Here is a 17,261-nt window from a genome sequence, read left to right on the forward strand (position 1 = left end):
AAAGCTGGGTGCGCGATGACAAACAGACACGCCAATACAACGGCGTCGCCGGCGCCTGCGCTCGCAACGCCCATGGCCGCACAACGCCACATTTCCCACCAATCTTGATCATGGTCGACAACTGAAGACGGCACGCACGGCCGCAACACAACACCGAAAATCATCGATCAGAACGGGCGGAAAAATCCCTCTCTCCCGACACCGGCGGCACGACATCGATATCGACATGCTCGACACGGCTCCAGCGTGGGCCTGCTTCCACCGCACGCTCAAAACGTTCCAGGCCAATCCCTTCGCCCTGCGCCTCAAGCTCGACCGAGCCGTCCATACGATTGCGCACCCAGCCGGTCAGCCCGTACCGACGCGCCGCCATCACCGTGAAATAGCGGAATCCCACGCCTTGCACCATGCCGGTCACCAGCATATGCACGCGTGAATACGATGAGGGTCTGTCCGTCTGCGACGCCATACCGAACCGACCTGGAATCAGATGAACGCGCGCGGGCCGAAAATTGCGGTCCCCACGCGCACGATGGTCGATCCTTCGGCGATAGCGAGCGCCATATCGTTCGTCATGCCCATCGACAGCTCGTGACAGTGCGCTGTACCGGGCGTACCGGCGTGCAAAATCCAATCGCGTGTCTCGCGCAAGTGAGCAAAGCCACGGCGGATCACCGCTTCGTCGTCCACGTGGGCGCCGATAGTCATGAGGCCTTGCAAATCAAGGCCTTCGAGCGTTCCGATCTGCTGGGCAAGATCGACGGCCTGAGCCGGGTCACACCCCGACTTCGATTCCTCACCGGACTCGTTTACTTCCAGCAGCACACCGGCGGTGATGCCGCGCGCGACAGCGCGACGAGCGATTTTCTGCGCCAAATCAAGCGAATCTACGGATTCGATGGTTTCAACCACCGGCAGCACCTTGCCGATTTTGTTGCTTTGCAACTGGCCGATGAGATGAAAGGGGATGTGATGCTCGGGATCGTCATCGTGCATATTCCCTTCACCGGCGGCCGCGCCCAGCGAAAAACCGCGCGCGGCGCACTGTCGGGCAAGTCCTTCGGCCTTGGCGACGACCTCCTGCGGGCGGTTCTCACCGATCATACGGATACCAGCATCGATGGCGGCCATGATCTCGCCGACATCACGCGTTTTCGTGGCGGCGAGCAACCTGACCGAACCCGGCTCTCTGCCGGCCTCCATCTCCGCCTGGGCGATGCGATCCAGCACGCGATGCACGCCGTCCGCAATCTGTTGCGCCCGGCCCTCGTCAATGGTCTCGTTCGCCAGATCCTTGTGATCCATATACGCTGTCATGCATGCCTCACATCCGCCCGCGGACACGGCTCGCCCCCGCAGGTTGTCCTGTTTTCCTGGTTCTCATCGTAGTAGGTCTTGTGTATCGCAGCGATGATCGTTCCGATGCTCGGCGATGATATTCCACGTGAAACCATCGAGCAGGTCGGAGGGACGGCAAGGCACAGGCTGCGGCAGCAGCCCCAGCATCCATGCGCAATAGCCGATGATGCGTTCGGGGCTTACGCCTTCCTCGCGCAGCACGCCCAGATCGAGGGCACGATCGCGCTTGGCCAGACGCTTGCCGGAAATGTCGTCGACCAACGGCAGATGCGCGAACTGCGGTATTGGTGCGGTTGCGGGCGATGCGGCGGGAGATGTCTGCACCGGCGAGACGCTTTCCAACGCGCGGCGAATCCACAACTGAATCGCCGTGGACCGCAGCAAATCGCGCCCACGCACAATCTGGGTGACGCCCATATCGAAATCATCGACACTGACAACGAACTGATACGCGAACAGCCCGTCAGAACGCCGGATGACGACATCGCCGACCTGCCGCCCCAGATTGATGCGTTGCGGGCCGAACACCTCATCGTCGAAAACGATCGCGCCAGCGGGGTTGGCTCGCTCGGGCACGGCAATACGCCAGGAATGGCGGTCGCCGCGGTCGATACGGGTGTTGCGCTCGGCGGCAGACAAGCGACGGCACGTTCCCGGGTAGATGATGAAGCCGTCGCCCTCGTTCGGGGCAGATGCGGCGCGGATATCGGCGCGCGAGCAGAAACACGGGTAGATGAGCGGCGATTCCTCGTGCGGCTCTACGTTCGAGTCTGGGCACACGCCTGTCTGGGCAGTTAGCCGCAAGATATCGCGCGTCAGGATATCGTCCAGCGTCATACCATGCAGGGCATCAAGTATCTGTCGATATCTGTCAAGTCTTGATGACTGATAGACCGGGTCGCCGTCCCAATCCAGTCCGAGCCAGTGGAGGTCATCCATGATCCACCGGTCGGCATCCCGCACCACGCGCGGGGCGTCGATATCCTCGATTCGCAATATCAGTTTCCCACCGCGGGAATGCACGCCCAGCCAAGCGGCGAGCGCCGCATACGCATTGCCGATATGCATGCGCCCGGTCGGCGATGGCGCCAGACGCCCGATAACCGCTGAATGTTCCACGCTTGCAGTCTATCCGCCCGTGTATCCGGCCGTGCAGCCCTTGTCGCCCGATCTGTCGCCGGGTCCGCACGGAACGCACGGAACGCACGGTCCGTTCAATCCATCCAGTGGGACCAGGCGTCGAAAACATGATGCCCGATGTAGCAGTCTTTTTCGTCCTTGCTGGTTAGCAGGGTATCCGCTCCCAAACCATCAGGTAGACGCAAGCGGCCGATTTCGGGGGCGAGTATCTGATACCCATAGTTCGCCAGGATCTCGGGGATGCGCTGTCGCGTATCCCATGGCACTGCAGAGACCAAATCATCGGCTACCGAGAGTTTGCTAAAGCTACCCTTGCCGCCCAATGCCACCCCGCCTCTACCACCTTCATCAGCGCGGCCAACGGGGCGATTCTGCATACCACCACAGATGCGTACCGGGTCGCCTGGTATCCGTCACGAATCTCAGGCTCCGCGCCTCTACGAGCCAGACGTATTTCGATAAAACTCGCCCAGCCGCCACTGCCATAATCACCATCCTCGATAGAGAACACCGTGGACTCGGGCGTGCGGCCCAGTTCGGCGGCAATCCGCCGATAGTCAAGCATGGCCCAATCCCCGAAGACCTCCGCGTCTTCGCAAGCCAGTGCAAGAAGGTTGAGATCTGTGACGAAATCCTAGCCACAATCTGCAAGCATCATGGCATCAGCCTACCATGGGCGCCAGCATCACATGGAATCTGGAGCGAGAAACAAAAAAACCGCAGCCGAAGCTGCGGTTGAAAGTGCCCCCTCGGGGATTCGAACCCCGGACACGCTGATTAAGAGTCAGCTGCTCTAACCAACTGAGCTAAAGGGGCAAGTTGGTTAGTCGATTTCTCGAACCGAGTGATTACTATACTCGTCTCTGATTCGAACGCAACTTATGCACCGCTCCGGCGTGTCGTTTTTCTGACCGGTCTGCGGAAAACCTCGCATCAGGCAGCCAAGACCATGGTTCCCACTACACTGGCACTCGCGCCGACGTCCGGCGCATCCATCCGCGAACCCTGCCACGGGCCAATCATGCCCAAAGCCGGCAGCGCGATGACCACCGGCTCCACGCGTTGAGGGCCGTGCGGCCAATGGAGGCACAGGCGCCCTGGCACGCGAATCCATTCGTTTCGTCGCGCAAGCGCAAAAACCAGAGAACACAGCACACAAAAAACGAGAGAGAAGCAGAGCAGTGACTTACTCACTTTTCGTCAAACTGGCTGCCGAATTCGTCGGCACCGCCATCCTTATGGTGTTCGGCAACGGCTCCGTTGCCAACGTCGAACTCAAGAACACCAAAGGCCATCATGCCGGCTGGCTGAACATCGCCATGGGCTACGGCTTCGGCGTGATGTTCCCGGTGCTCATGTTCGGCGCTGTCTCCGGCGCCCACATCAACCCGGCCATGACCCTCGCCCAGGCCGTCAACGGCTTGTTCCCATGGAACGAGGTGCTGCCGTACATCATCGCCCAGCTGCTTGGCGCCATCGTCGGCCAGCTCATCGTCTACGTCACCTACTACCCGCATTACCGCGACACCGAAGACGCCGAAGCGATCCTCGGCACCTTCTGCACCACCGACGCCGAAAACGACCGCGTGAACTACTTCCTCAACGAGTTCTTCGGCACCCTCATGCTGGTGATTGGCGCGCTGTGCTGCCTGTCCATGCCGTGGGGTCAGAAGGATCCGGCCGCCGCTTCCATCGTGGTCGGTTTCATTGTGTGGGGTCTGGTCACTTCGATGGGCGGCCCGACCGGACCTGGCCTCAACCCGGCTCGCGATCTGATGCCGCGCCTGCTGCATCAGCTGCTGCCGATTCCGCACAAGGGCGGCTCCCGTTGGGGTGAAGCCTGGATTCCGGTGGTTGCGCCGATTCTGGGCGCGATTCTGGGCGCGTTCCTGTTCAAGGTGTTGTTCGCCTAATCGGCAATAAGACACGCAGCCCGGTGATGATGCAGCGGTTCATCCAGCATTATCACCGGGCTTTTGTATTGCGGCGCTGGCCCCCGTTATGCCAGTTGCATCCGTGCGATTCCGGCAATAGGCGCACGATGGACTAGACTGGAATCCAATGGTTCCCGAGCGGGGACGGGAACGCCATTCTGGCGCAGCCCCGCATCGACAACGGTTCCGAAAGCAGAAAGGCATACACATATATGGACGCAGATCTGGTAATCGTCGGTGCAGGTTTGTTCGGCCTGACCGTGGCGCAGCAGGCGGTCGAGAAGCATGGCGCGAAGGTGGAAATCATCGACGTGCGCGATCACATCGGCGGCAACGCATATTCATACATGGACAAAGAAACGGGCGCGGAAATCCACAAGTACGGCGCCCACCTGTTCCACACCTCCAACCCGCGCGTCTGGGAATACGTGAACCGTTTCACCGAGTTCACCAACTACGTCCACCGCGTGTACACCACGCATAACGGCGAGGTGTTTCCGCTGCCGATCAACCTCGGCACCATCAACCAGTTCTTCCACGCGCACTACACGCCGGCCGAAGCCAAGGCGCTGATCGCCGAGCAGGCGGGCGAACTCGCCGGCACCGACCCGGCCAACCTCAACGACAAGGGCATCTCGCTCATCGGCCGTCCGCTGTATGAGGCGTTCATCAAGAACTACACGGCCAAGCAGTGGCAGACCGATCCGAGCGAACTGCCGGCAGGCATCATCAAGCGTTTGCCCGTGCGTTTCAACTATGACAACCGCTACTTCCGCGACACTTGGGAGGGCCTGCCCAAGGACGGTTATACAGCGTGGATGGAGCGCATGATCGACGATCCACGTATCCACGTGACCCTGAACACCGATTTCTTCGATGAATCCCAGCCGCTGAACAAGAAGGCGCTCGTCGGCAAAGTGCCGGTCGTCTACACCGGCCCGGTCGACCGGTATTTCGATTACGAGCTTGGCGATCTCAAGTGGCGTACCGTCGATTTCAAGGAAGTCCGTTACGATGAGGGCGACCATTTCGGCTGCCCGGTCATGAACTTCGCGGACTCCGACGTGCCGTACACCCGTGCCATCGAGTTCAAGAACTTCAACCCCGAGCGCAAGGATTCCCAGAACCCCGACAAGACGGTGGTCTGGGAGGAGTACAGCCGCTTCGCCACCCGCGAGGATGAGCCGTACTACCCGGTCAACACCGCGGAAGACAAGGCGCTGTACGAGCAGTATGCCGCCAAGGCCGCACAGGAGCCGAAGGTCGTGTTCGGTGGCCGTCTGGGTACGTACAAGTACTACGACATGCACAACGTGATCGACACCGCGCTCACCACCTACGAGGAGCAGGTGGCGCCGCTGCTCGGCTGAGACCGAGGCGATGGGATCGCATCGGATCGCGCTGGAACGCCGAAACGCCGGCATGGGATTGCTGATTCCATGCCGGCGTTCGCGTATCATGCCATGCGTCCTCAGCAGCGGACACGTATCGCGTCCCGATGTGACAGGCTGGGCGCATCACAGGTCGATAGGCGGGCGACACGGCCCATACCACACCATCAAACCAACCCAACCGCCCCGACGCGCGACATGGCAGTCGCACCGCGGGCAGATAACCGGACGGACAGCACCGGAAGCACCGGTATCCACCCGCCATGCAACCAGACAATCACACCACAGCCAGATACCGCCCCGGCCAACCACCACCGCAATGAAAAACCGTCTGCCTGCGCCGAAAAATCTCTCAGCGTCGGCAGACGGTTATCAATAACGGGTAATCACGGCATCTGGCGGCAAATATCAACAATCATCTGTCGCCAGACACGCAACGCACCCAATCAGGCGTGCCACACGTCCTTGCCAGCGGCCTTCGCAGCCGCGACATCGGCGTCAAGCTGGGCCTCATTGGCCTCGGATTCGCCGGTGATGAACTTCTCGACGAGGGCCTTCGCCTCGCTATCCTCGTGCTGAACGGCCGGGGACTTCATGAAGTACGCGGAAGCGGACAGCACCGGGCCGGCCAGATGGCGGTCGAGCGCAATCTTGGCGGCGCGCAGCGCGTCGATGACCACACCAGCGGAGTTCGGGGAATCCCACACCTCGAGCTTGTACTCGAGATTCAGCGGAACATCGCCGAAGGTGGTGCCCTCAAGGCGCACGAACGCGAACTTGCGGTCCTCAAGCCACGCGACGTAGTCGGACGGGCCGATGTGCACGTTGTGCGGATCCATCTCGTGAGGAACGATGGAGGTGACGGCGCGGGTCTTGGAAATCTTCTTGGATTCCAGACGCTTGCGCTCAAGCATGTTCATGAAGTCCATGTCGCCGCCGACATTGAGCTGGTACGTGCGGTCGAGGCGCACGCCACGGTCCTCGAACAGGCGGGCGAGCACACGGTGCGTAATGGTCGCGCCAACCTGGCTCTTGATATCGTCGCCGACGATCGGCAGACCGGCCTTGCGGAACTTGTCAGCCCACTCCGGGTCGGAGGCGATGAACACTGGCAGGCAGTTCACGAACGCGCAGCCGGCATCGATGGCGGCCTGGGCGTAAGCCTTGTCAGCCTGCTCGGAACCGACCGGCAGGTAGCTGATGAGGATGTCGGCCTTGGTGTCGCGCAGCACCTGGGCAACGTCCACAGGCTCGGCGTCGGATTCGGTGATGACCTGACGGTAGTACTCACCGAGGCCGTCACCGGTCGGGCCGCGCTGCACGGTGACACCGGAGACCGGCATGTCCTTGCAGAACTGGTACGTGTTGTTCATGCTGGCGAAGATTGCCTCGTTGAGGTCTTTGCCGACCTTGGCAGCATCAACGTCGAACGCCGCGACAAACTCGATGTCCTTGATGCGATAGCCACCGAACACATTGTGCATGATGCCGGGGATCTTCTCATCGTCCTTGGCATCCTTGTAATATTCGACGCCTTGAACGAGAGACGAGGCGCAGTTGCCCACGCCAGCGATTGCCACGCGAATGCTCATTTGGACTCCTCTTAACTAAGCGTTGCGTTATTCCAAACTTCAAGCATACCGTTTCGTTTGGAGAATCACACACGAAATCAGGAAGAAACATCGCCAATCGGGGTGGACATGCTCCACCTGCCTGCCTTGTACAGACAAATCTGTGCTCATTGATGGTTTTTAGAAGGCCTAGGCGGCATGGACGCGGGCGCGGGTAGCGGCGGCTTGCACACAGCTTTGGTTCCGTCTCGGTTCATCCGTCCGCGCCCCGGCCTGAACCAATAATCGTCGGCAAGACACCAATGCAAGCGATACGCGCTCTTCCCCAACCGGCAAACATCGCCGGCGAGTCTCAAGTTTGTAAGAGTTCCGGTCACAAGGAGCGGTTTTTCAGGTGCTCCGGCTACGGTTGCAACCATGGCTTCACAGAAACGTAGTGCTTCATCACGCCCACGCAGCGCGCGCAGCGCATCATCCACGCGCAGCGCCGGGAGCGACGCATACGATTCCAACAGCTCACAACGGGCTTCAAACTCGGCATCACACAGCTCAAGCGGTACACGCGCCTCCCAACACGGCTCCCATCGCGCACACGGCTCGCACAGCCAGCGCAACAGCCGTTCCTCATCCTCTGCATCATCGCGCCGAGTCGCGGCAACACGTCACAGCGGGCCGGGAACCCACCGCGCCGAGGGCAAAGGCCCGAAAACACGCGTCAAAGGCCGTCATCTGATTCTCAAATGGTCGCTCGGATTAATCCTCACATTCATCGCGGTCGCCGTGGGCGCGTTCGCGTACCTGTATGTGACCACAGAAATCCCGCAGCCCGAAAAAGTCGCCATGGCCGCGAAAACCACCGTCTACTATTCCGACGGCACCACGCCAATCGGCAGCTACGCCGCTCAGAACCGCGAAATCATCGACTGCTCGACGCTGCCGAAATACGTTGGGCAAGCCATCGTCGCCTCGGAGAACCGCACCTTTTATCAAGACAAAGGCATTGATTTGCGCGGTATCACCCGAGCTCTGATCACCAATCTGCGCACCGGGTCGCGGCAGGGCGGGTCGACCATCACCCAACAGTACGCGGAACGGTATTATCTGGGCGAAACGACCACATACAAAGGCAAGTTGCGCGAGGCGATCCTCGCCATCAAAATCGCACAGACCCAGTCCAAGGACACCGTGCTGTGCAACTATATGAACACGATTTACCTCGGACGCGGCGCGTACGGCATCCAGGCCGCAGCGAAAGCGTACTTCAACAAGGACGCGAAAGATCTGACCGTGTCTGAAGCCGCGATGCTCGCCGGCATCATCCCCGCGCCGAGCACTTGGGACCCGGCGATCAGCCCCAAACAGGCGACTTCGCGATTCAACCGCGTGATCCGCATCATGAAGGAGGACGGATACATCACCTCGGCGCAGGCCGCGGAGGCCGCTATGCCGCAAACCGTCGCGCAAACCACGGAAAACACCTATCAAGGGTTCAAAGGCTACCTGCTGGCCATGGTCGAACAGGAGCTGGTCAATTCCAAGGCATTCACCAAGGATGAGCTGGAAACCGGCGGATACAAGATTGTGACGACTTTCGATCAAACTTTGCAGAACGAGATGCAATCCGTAGGAGACAACCGGGCGTCCGGCATGCCCGATGGGATGCAGATCGGCGCACTGGCGGCGGACCCGCGCGACGGCAGCATCAAATCGATTTACGGCGGCACCGATTATCTGACCCACCAACTCAATAACGCCACGCAGGCCACCTATGAGCCGGGCTCGACGATGAAACCCTTCGCTCTGCTCGGAGCCGCACAGGCCGGCGTCAGTCTCGACACAATGTTCAACGGCAACTCGCCGCAAACCTTCAAAGGTCTGGTCAGTTCGGTGGCCAACTCCGGCAACGTCAGCTACGGATATGTGAACCTGTACAAGGCGACCGCCTACTCCATCAACACGGCGTTCATGAACCTCAATGAGAAACTCACACCGCAGAAAACCGCGGAAATCGCGCATTCCGCGGGTATCACGAGCGATATCGACGAAACATCGCCGTACAACGTGCTCGGCATCAACTCGGTGACCGTCAAGGAACTCACGCAAGCCCACGCGACCATCGCCACCGGCGGGGTCAAGCACACATTGCATTGCGTGTCCAAAGTCCTCAGCTCCGACAACAAGGAGCTGTACTCCACGAAAACCGGTGACGAGCGCGTGTTCGAGGAGAATGACTGCGCTTTGGTCATCAAAGCGATGGAAGGCACCGTGCAATACGGCACCGGCAAGGAGGCGCGATCCATCGGACGCACCATCGCCGGCAAGACCGGCACCGCAAACGATGCGTACGCGGCCTCCTTCGTCGGGTACACGCCGCAATTGATCAGCACCTGGGCCATGTGGTACCCGAATGAGAACGGAAATCCGCAGGAAATCCCCGATTTCAACGGGTACACGCATTCGGAGTATCCAGTGCATCTGTTCACCGAATTCATGAAGCAGGCGCTTAAGGGCACCGAGGACACTGCGTTCCCGAACGCCACCGACGATGGCAAGGTCGGTGGGCCGGACGGGACATGGGGAACGGGCGGCACCGTCACACGCCGCTCCTATCCGGGCTCGTCCAGTTCGAGCAGCCCGTCCCCCTCTGCATCGGCGACTACGGGCACCGCGCCTTCGACCGGTTCCACCGATGAGGGGAACACCGGTGATACGACCTCTGGCGGTTCCGGTGCCGGGGCAGGCAACGACAGCACGAATACCGGCACCGGCGGCACGGGAGCGGAAACGGATGGTACTGGTGGAGACAGCACTACCGGCAGCAACGGCGCAGCAACCGGGCAGTGACTTCTCCCATCGTTGCTGAGACAAGAACCGTCTCTCTCTTTATACAAACTGGCTACGCTGAGCGACTTCTCAGCGTAGCCAGTTTGTATAAGAAGAAGGGAAGGCGGAACCGTCCACCGTCCAGCACAGCACAACCGCAATCCATATAACAACGGGCCGGCCACCGTAAAACACAGTGACCGGGCCCGAAGCTGCCGAGCCGATACGCGTCCCGGCGAATCAGCTCAGGCTACTGAACTCAAGCTCAGCGCTCAGAACGATTAATCGCGGAGATAATCGCCTTCAGCGAGCTGGTGATAATCGACGAGTCAATACCGACACCCCAGATAATCTGGCTGTCACCCTCATCGCCGATCTGGCATTCCACATAGGAAGCCGCCATGGCATCCGTGCTTGCGGTCATCGTATGCTCGACATAATCCATGACGGACACATTGATACCCAAGCTGCTCACCGCGTTGATAAACGCGGCGATCGGACCATTGCCCATACCGGACAGCTCACGGATATGATCATCGCCGCTGTCGGCAAGGTCAGCGCCCCGGTCGAGCAGCTTCACCTTGATTATGGTGTCAGAACCATCCTCACCGGAGGAGACAGAGACATTGAGCAGCTTGAGACGGCCCCACTGCTTCAGAGTCTCATCGCCATGGTCGCCGACAATCGCACCCGCGGCGGTCGCACCGGAATCCTCGACCGGCAGGTACTCGTCCTTGAACAGGCGCCAGATGTCCTCGTCCTTGACTTCGCGCTTGGTTTCGTCCGCGTAGGCCTGCACGACCTTCTCGAACTCGATCTGCAAACGCTTGGGCAGATCAAGATTGTGGTTCGTCTTGAGCAGATAAGCCATGCCGCCCTTGCCGGACTGGGAGTTGACGCGGATAATCGCCTCGTAGCTGCGGCCAATGTCCTTCGGGTCAATCGGCAGGTACGGCACCAGCCACACGAACTTGTCAAGGTCGGCACCAGCACGCTCAGCCGCCACCTGACGAGCTTCCAGGCCTTTCTTGATGGCGTCCTGATGAGATCCGGAGAATGCGGTGAACACGAAGTTGCCCGCGTACGGGTGACGCTCGGAGATCTTCAGCTGGTTGCAGTATTCAACGGTCTTACGGATTTCCGGCACGTTGGAGTAATCAATCTGCGGGTCAATGCCCTGGGTGAGCATGTTGAGCCCGAGCGTGACCAAATCCACATTGCCGGTACGCTCGCCATTGCCCAGCAGGCAGCCTTCCACGCGGTCGGCGCCGGCCAGCACGGCCAGCTCGGTGGCGGCAACGCCCATGCCCTCGTCGTTGTGCGGGTGCAGGGACAGCACGATGGAATCGCGGTCCTTGAGGTTGTTCGAGACGTACTCGACCTCGTCCGCGAACACGTTCGGCGTGGTCATCTCGACCGTCGCCGGCAGGTTGATGATCATGCGATGGTCCGGCGTCGGCTTGATGACGTCAATCACCGCGTTGCACACCTCAACCGCGTAATCCGGCTCGGTGCCAGTGAAGGATTCCGGGGAATACTCGTAGTAAAGGTCCGTGCCCTTGGCTTCGCCCTCGAGCTGCTTGCACAGCGTGGCGGCGTCCGTGGCGAGCTTCTTGATGCCTTCCTTGTCCTTGCGGAAGACGACCTCGCGCTGCAGCACGGAGACGGAATTGTAGAAGTGCACGACCGCGCGCTTGGCGCCGCGCAGGCATTCGTACGTCTTGCGAATCAGGTGCTCGCGCGCCTGGGTGAGCACGATGATGGTCACGTCGTCAGGAATGAGCTCACGCTCAATCAGCATGCGGATGAAATCGTAATCGGTTTCCGAAGCGCTCGGGAAGCCGACCTCAATCTCCTTGAAGCCCATGGACACCAGCAGGTTCCAGAAGCGCAGCTTGCGCTCGGAATCCATCGGGTTGACCAGCGCCTGGTTGCCGTCACGCAGATCAACGGAGCACCAGCGCGGGGCGCGGCGCAGCTTCTTGTTCGGCCACGTGCGCTCAGGGAACTCGAACGGCACCTGCTTGTCGTAGGCGACGTACTTGTTGTAGGGCATATTGCTCGGCTTCTGCGGACCGCCGATGAATCGCGCCGGAGGCAGCAGCGGGTCGTTGTTCCCTCCGTTGGACGCTGCGGCGACTGCCGCGAGATCAAATACCGATGATTGATCCTGACCCATCACTCCTCCTTATCTTGGTTGTGCCGCAAACCACGGTATCGTTTCGTGCGCGGCGTACCGCGTCGATGGGTGCCATGCTACGCGTTTACCTCCGCGTAACACGGACGGTTTCATCCTACCGGGAGGTATCCATATTCCATCGGCAGGTTTCGGGATATGACCATGAAACGTCGGGGGCAATCCAGCATTGCACACCCGCCTCCTGCGTGTCGGCCATTGCAGGGTATCCGGGTGGTGTCACGTTCATGGGGACGCCGCGTGTACCGCAGATGAACAATCGGGATATTCCGCGCGCGACGCGTTTTCGCCCCGAGATACCGCCGTAGAGTGGGATGTATGACGCTTCAATTCCGTGATGACGGCACGTTCCGCATCCTTCAGGTCTCCGACATCCAGGACGGCCCGCACGTCAGCGAGGACACCTTGCAGCTGATCGGCGACGCCGTGCGTGAGGCCGACCCCGATCTGGTCGTGCTCACCGGCGATCAGATCCGCGGGTACGACCCCGCATACATCGACACCTTCATTTCGCGCCGCGGTGACAGGCCCGGCGACCATGTGCGCGTCGTCAGCCGTCTGGAGGCCGCGCTCGAGCACGTGCCATCGCAGCGGGAGCTGTGCCGTCGCAATACCTTGCCGGCACCCGACGAGGATACGCTTATGGAGCGCACACGGCAGAACGTGAGGTCGACGTTCTCGCAGTTCCTCGGGCCGATCGCCGCCCACGGCGTACCGTTCGCCGCCACCTACGGCAACCATGATTTCCAGTGCGGCATCGATGTGGACGAACAGGACGACCTGTACCGCGAAATCGACGGGTGTCTCAACCCGGCCGCCGGCAGTGGTCCGCTCGCATTGGAACCCGGCACGTTCGCGCTGCCAGTGCTCTCGAGCCGCGGCGAGCGCATTGCGATGGGTGTGATGATGGTCAATTCCGGCGATTACGCGCTTGATGGGGACGCCTCGCGGGCAGTGCCGTCCACTGGCCCGGTCAGTTCCGGGGCGCATCCGGTTGTGCAGGGACGCGGGCTCGATCTTGTGGATTCCGACGGGTATGGTGTGCCGTCCGCCGCCGCGATTGGCTGGCTGGCCGATGCCGAACACGAGTTGAGCGCGCGAAACGGTGATGGTATGCCTGTTCCCGCCATCGCCTTCCAGCACATTCCGACACAGGAGTTCTACGATTGCCTACGCGAAGTACCGTGGTGGACCATGAACGCCGTGGAGGGGACGCGGGCGTTTTCCGGGCGGTGCTTCCTGCTCGATGAGACGGTGTGCCGACCGGGTTCCATGCTCGGTGAATCGGTGAACTGCGCGGATATCAATGTCGGCGAGGTCGCCGCGATGAGACGCGCGGGCGGGTATTTCGCGCTGTTCGCCGGTCACGACCACAAGAACGCGTACGTCGGGCACGCAGGCGGGCTTGATTTGGGCTACGCGCCGACCTGCGGATTCGCCAGCTACGGGCCTGATGCCGATCTGCGCGGGGTGCGGCTGCTCACGTTCCACGAAGATGATCCTGCCGCATATCAGACGCGCATGATTACGTGGGGCGAGCTCGGCGGTGGTACCGTGCACGACAAGCTGCGGCTGTTTCTCGGTGATTACGGCGCCGCGGATGCGCCGACCGTGCGCAACCAGCTGCGCCGGCCGAAAGTCGCGGGGGTGATTGGGGTTGCGGCCGCGGGCTTGTTGGGTGCCATCGCAGCGCACCGGCGGCGGTAGTAGGAGCGACACGCGATTGAACGGCGTCCAGGGCGACGGGTGCTTGCTGCCTCGGTATCTGTCTGCCATGTACTTGAGCAGTCGCACCGCAGGCAGATAGCCAGCAGACGCCCACGCTCAACCATCCAACCCACCTGCCGTGAGACCCGACAGTCACACGGCGGGCAGATACCCGGCAGCGCTGGACAGGCGACGGGCCTGTGCACGACGGCCCTGCTGACGCCGCTGCCAATCCGCGTTCGCTCGCAGCCGCCGCTCCCAGATCCTGCGCTCCCACGTCACCGTCGTTTCCGCTTCTTGGCTGTTTGTCTGATATTCCATAATTGTCACCTCCTGTTGGATATAGCGTCAGTTGTCCTGTTGCTTCACACGAATTCGGACATATCGAATCACTGCATCCGTCACAAACCGGAGAATCAACAACGCCCCGGCTGGTATTATTGCGTGATTTCGCCCGCCGCGATATTTACCGGATGACGGATTCTTCGACCGTCATGGCAATCCGGGGGCCGGCAACATGGCACATGCAGCAGATTCCTTCGATGGAACGCATCATCATACGAGACATGTCAGAGCTCCTTTCTTGCTCACCGGGACGTTGGCCGGGTCCAACCGCCCCGCCAAACCGCTTACCGCCGCGGCTTACTCCATCGTAACAACCCACCCACGGCGCATGCAAGACCTGAGATACAACAACGGCTGATACCTGGCCATAACCCGGACGCATTGCCCACGACTCCCCCAAACGCAATGATGGGGGCGGAGGCTCGAAACCTCCGTCCCCATCATCAGGTCTAGGCTATGTGTCGCCACCCGCTATCAGTCAGCGTAGGCAACGTAGCAGCGGGCGACGTGAACACTTGCCATCGCACACAATCACCATTGATTCACGCGACCGGCGAACGCGTACCGCACATAGCATCAACCGACGTGCACTGGCCGTCAGCCCTCAATCGCGATGCGATGAGCCTGCTCGACCTGCGCCTTGGCCTCCTGCTTCGGCATCTGCAGATGCAGCGTGCCATCCTTGTACGAGGCGTGGATATCGGATTCCTTCATGTCGTCGCCGACATAGAAGGTGCGGCTGCAAGTGCCGGCGTAGCGTTCGCGACGCAGCCACTTGCCTTCCTTGTCCTTGTCTTCCTTGGAATCATTGCGATGCGCGGAGACGGTCAGATACCCGTCCTTGAGCTCGACGTTGATGTCGTCCTTGTTGAAGCCCGGCATATCCATCGTGACCTCATAGCCGTGATCAGTCTCGCGCACATCCGTGTTCATCAGGCTGCCCGACTGTGCGGCGGCAAGCTGACGGCCTTCATCAGCCGCGTCACGCCAACCCGCGAAGAACGGGTCGTCGAACAGATCAGAGAACATCGTGTCATTCATCAAAGCCGGAAACATAGCCATAATCGGTACTCCTTCATGTTTGGAGCCAACGCGGCTTGGCAGCCGACCGTATCGACACCCAGATGCCGCCGGCCGGTTTCGTAGACCCGCGTCCGGAACCCTCCCGGGCTCCTGACCTTGACCTTTCACTTCACCCAACTTCCCGCGGCGAGGTTCATTCCGGATTTTCACCGTGGGGAAACATGCGGGTGCGGGAGGATTCAGGATGCTTGATTTGACGCCATATTCAGCCGACTGCGGCTGCGAGGCGGGAGCGACCGCGGGAGATTGCGACCGATTCGTCTCTGCCGCAAGAAACTCCCGGGAGAATTCGGCAGAAACGACGATTTCGAGATGATCTCCCAACGACATCGTTGATATTGCGCGACCCATGAAATCAGCCCGATGGGAGTTTACCGGCGAATTCGCAATAATACGATAAACTCCCACGCGGCACCGGGACTTTCGCCAATCACGGCCGCCGACGGTATAAACTCCCGCCCGGCTCAGTCCACCCAGTCCTCGACTTTCGCAGCCTTGACCGGGTCATACGTGTCTGGCTCCACAACAATATCCAGCGTGTAATACGGAATGGCGGCGCGCAGCTGTTTCTCCAGCCGGTTGATGGCGGCGGCGTCATCCAGTTCGGTCTCGTTGCGGAACTGCACTTTGAGCAGCACGAGGATGCGCTTCTCGGACAGATGCATGGCCGCGGGATCAGCAAGCACCCGTTCGACATCGGGATTCTCCGCCAGCACTTGCGCAATCATGCGATACGTGTGGTCGCTCGCCCCCTCGCCGATCAGCAGCGACGACACCTGCGCGCCCAACAGCAATGCGCCCACGATCAGCAGGACGCCGATGCTCGTGCCGCCGATGGCGTCCCAGATCTCGTCGCCGGTAAGAATCGCGAGCAGCGACCCGAGGAACGCGAAGGCGAGACCGACCACGGCGAGCGTGTCCTCGGCGAGCACGACCGCCAGATCACTGGATTTCGTGCCCTTCCAGAACTTGATGAGGCTGAACGGGCCGGGATCATGCGTTTCCTCGAAGCGTTCCTTCGCCTCCTTGATGCCGTTGTGCAGGCTCCACCCCTCGATTGCCGCGCAGATGACAGTCACGACCAGCACAATCGCCATACTGTGCGCATCCACGGCATGCGCCTGCGGTCCGCCGGAGACGACTTCGCGGATTTTCGCGATGGATTCACTCGCCGAATACACGCCACCGATGGCGAACAGGGACACCGCCACAATGAACGAGGCGAGATACCGCGCCCTGGACCAGCCCAGCGGATGTTTGCGGCTCGGCGGCCGGTGCGACAGCTTGTTGCCGATGATCAGCGTGAGCTCGTTGCCGGAATCGGCGAGGCTGTGCACGCTTTCGGAGAGCATCGAAGCCGAATGCGTGATCATGAACACCACGAATTTCACGACCGCGACCATCACATTCGCCAATAGCGCCGCGATGACGGCGATGCCGATTTTCGCACTGTGTTTTTCGGTGCCGTCCGGGGCCAAATCATGGTTCATTGCGGCGTTGCCGTTGGGCTGCGGCCGGTTGCGCGGCACATCATGCGCGATGCCGGCAGCCAAAGCCCGCCGTGTATCGTCCGGGTGGTCTTGTGTGGTCATCTTCGTCCTCCTTGGCCCGGTATCGCAGCACTCCGAAACCGGTTCCTGTTCCAGCATAGCCCGGGAACGGCTGTGGACGCCCGTAGTCTTCATGCGTGTCCGATAAGATGGTGTTGGTA

At 60.7% G+C, this 17,261-nt stretch carries 13 protein-coding genes and 1 tRNA gene; 4 read left to right on the forward strand and 10 right to left on the reverse strand.

The genetic code is table 11. From position 1 onward, the window contains the following. Nucleotides 1-160: 160 nt before the first annotated feature. The 5 genes from ACTQYB_RS05055 to ACTQYB_RS05075 all read right to left on the reverse strand — a co-directional run bounded on the left by ACTQYB_RS05055 (nucleotide 161) and on the right by ACTQYB_RS05075 (nucleotide 3,315). Nucleotides 161-424, reverse strand: coding sequence for an acylphosphatase (locus ACTQYB_RS05055; protein ID WP_420804529.1), 264 nt, complete (start codon nucleotides 422-424; stop codon nucleotides 161-163). Nucleotides 425-486: 62 nt separating this feature from the next. After that, nucleotides 487-1,317: a YggS family pyridoxal phosphate-dependent enzyme gene (locus tag ACTQYB_RS05060; protein ID WP_033507130.1), complete on the reverse strand. Its 831-nt coding sequence runs from the start codon at nucleotides 1,315-1,317 to the stop codon at nucleotides 487-489. A gap of 63 nt (nucleotides 1,318-1,380) precedes the next feature. Beyond that, on the reverse strand, nucleotides 1,381-2,478 hold the full coding sequence (locus tag ACTQYB_RS05065; RefSeq protein ID WP_441482221.1) for a glutamyl-Q tRNA(Asp) synthetase: 1,098 nt from the start codon (nucleotides 2,476-2,478) through the stop codon (nucleotides 1,381-1,383). A gap of 95 nt (nucleotides 2,479-2,573) precedes the next feature. Then, on the reverse strand, nucleotides 2,574-2,828 hold the full coding sequence (locus ACTQYB_RS05070; RefSeq protein ID WP_441495909.1) for a hypothetical protein: 255 nt from the start codon (nucleotides 2,826-2,828) through the stop codon (nucleotides 2,574-2,576). Nucleotides 2,829-3,241: 413 nt separating this feature from the next. Further along, nucleotides 3,242-3,315, reverse strand: a tRNA-Lys gene (locus ACTQYB_RS05075). 365 nt (nucleotides 3,316-3,680) lie between these two features. Here ACTQYB_RS05075 and ACTQYB_RS05080 point away from each other — a divergent pair. Both ACTQYB_RS05080 and glf read left to right on the forward strand, forming a co-directional pair. Further along, nucleotides 3,681-4,412, forward strand: coding sequence for an MIP/aquaporin family protein (locus tag ACTQYB_RS05080; RefSeq protein ID WP_441482219.1), 732 nt, complete (start codon nucleotides 3,681-3,683; stop codon nucleotides 4,410-4,412). Nucleotides 4,413-4,645: 233 nt separating this feature from the next. Beyond that, on the forward strand, nucleotides 4,646-5,803 hold the full coding sequence (gene glf, locus ACTQYB_RS05085; protein ID WP_441482218.1) for a UDP-galactopyranose mutase: 1,158 nt from the start codon (nucleotides 4,646-4,648) through the stop codon (nucleotides 5,801-5,803). 467 nt (nucleotides 5,804-6,270) lie between these two features. On the opposite strand, the gene ACTQYB_RS05090 is transcribed toward glf, so the two are convergent. Beyond that, complete coding sequence (locus tag ACTQYB_RS05090; RefSeq protein WP_026503347.1) at nucleotides 6,271-7,416, reverse strand: inositol-3-phosphate synthase; 1,146 nt, start codon at nucleotides 7,414-7,416, stop codon at nucleotides 6,271-6,273. A 396-nt stretch (nucleotides 7,417-7,812) separates the two neighbouring features. On the opposite strand from ACTQYB_RS05090, the gene ACTQYB_RS05095 reads away from it, so the two are divergent. Further along, nucleotides 7,813-10,239 (forward strand): transglycosylase domain-containing protein, encoded by a 2,427-nt coding sequence (locus tag ACTQYB_RS05095; protein WP_441482217.1) that lies wholly within the window; start codon nucleotides 7,813-7,815, stop codon nucleotides 10,237-10,239. Nucleotides 10,240-10,483: 244 nt separating this feature from the next. Here ACTQYB_RS05095 and leuA read toward each other — a convergent pair whose 3' ends face one another. Beyond that, nucleotides 10,484-12,397, reverse strand: a complete 1,914-nt coding sequence (leuA, locus tag ACTQYB_RS05100; RefSeq protein ID WP_441482216.1) for a 2-isopropylmalate synthase — start codon at nucleotides 12,395-12,397, stop codon at nucleotides 10,484-10,486. 336 nt (nucleotides 12,398-12,733) lie between these two features. On the opposite strand from leuA, the gene ACTQYB_RS05105 reads away from it, so the two are divergent. Continuing rightward, nucleotides 12,734-14,122, forward strand: coding sequence for a metallophosphoesterase family protein (locus tag ACTQYB_RS05105; protein WP_441482215.1), 1,389 nt, complete (start codon nucleotides 12,734-12,736; stop codon nucleotides 14,120-14,122). Nucleotides 14,123-14,275: 153 nt separating this feature from the next. Here the strand turns inward: ACTQYB_RS05105 and ACTQYB_RS05110 are convergent, their stop codons facing one another. The 3 genes from ACTQYB_RS05110 to ACTQYB_RS05120 form a co-directional block, all read right to left on the reverse strand. Further along, nucleotides 14,276-14,443, reverse strand: a complete 168-nt coding sequence (locus tag ACTQYB_RS05110; RefSeq protein WP_441482214.1) for a hypothetical protein — start codon at nucleotides 14,441-14,443, stop codon at nucleotides 14,276-14,278. Between the two features lie 621 nt (nucleotides 14,444-15,064). Continuing rightward, on the reverse strand, nucleotides 15,065-15,529 hold the full coding sequence (locus tag ACTQYB_RS05115) for an Hsp20/alpha crystallin family protein (RefSeq protein ID WP_033507115.1): 465 nt from the start codon (nucleotides 15,527-15,529) through the stop codon (nucleotides 15,065-15,067). Between the two features lie 485 nt (nucleotides 15,530-16,014). Then, entirely contained in the window at nucleotides 16,015-17,142 is a 1,128-nt protein-coding gene (locus ACTQYB_RS05120; RefSeq protein WP_441482213.1) for a cation diffusion facilitator family transporter, read from the reverse strand. Nucleotides 17,143-17,261 lie beyond the last annotated feature (119 nt).

It is taken from the genome of Bifidobacterium sp. LCP19S3_E9, assembly GCF_052121135.1.
Taxonomy (GTDB): Bacteria; Actinomycetota; Actinomycetes; order Actinomycetales; family Bifidobacteriaceae; genus Bifidobacterium; species Bifidobacterium thermacidophilum.

Bases quoted from the DNA above. Each gene is read 5' to 3' on its own strand.
- ACTQYB_RS05055 (WP_420804529.1), bottom strand. From the start codon at position 424: ATGCTGGTGACCGGCATGGTGCAAGGCGTGGGATTCCGCTATTTCACG.
- ACTQYB_RS05060 (WP_033507130.1), bottom strand. From the start codon at position 1,317: ATGACAGCGTATATGGATCACAAGGATCTGGCGAACGAGACCATTGAC.
- glf (WP_441482218.1), top strand. From the start codon at position 4,646: ATGGACGCAGATCTGGTAATCGTCGGTGCAGGTTTGTTCGGCCTGACC.
- ACTQYB_RS05090 (WP_026503347.1), bottom strand. From the start codon at position 7,416: ATGAGCATTCGCGTGGCAATCGCTGGCGTGGGCAACTGCGCCTCGTCT.
- ACTQYB_RS05095 (WP_441482217.1), top strand. From the start codon at position 7,813: ATGGCTTCACAGAAACGTAGTGCTTCATCACGCCCACGCAGCGCGCGC.
- leuA (WP_441482216.1), bottom strand. From the start codon at position 12,397: ATGGGTCAGGATCAATCATCGGTATTTGATCTCGCGGCAGTCGCCGCA.
- ACTQYB_RS05105 (WP_441482215.1), top strand. From the start codon at position 12,734: ATGACGCTTCAATTCCGTGATGACGGCACGTTCCGCATCCTTCAGGTC.
- ACTQYB_RS05110 (WP_441482214.1), bottom strand. From the start codon at position 14,443: ATGGAATATCAGACAAACAGCCAAGAAGCGGAAACGACGGTGACGTGG.
- ACTQYB_RS05115 (WP_033507115.1), bottom strand. From the start codon at position 15,529: ATGGCTATGTTTCCGGCTTTGATGAATGACACGATGTTCTCTGATCTG.
- ACTQYB_RS05120 (WP_441482213.1), bottom strand. From the start codon at position 17,142: ATGACCACACAAGACCACCCGGACGATACACGGCGGGCTTTGGCTGCC.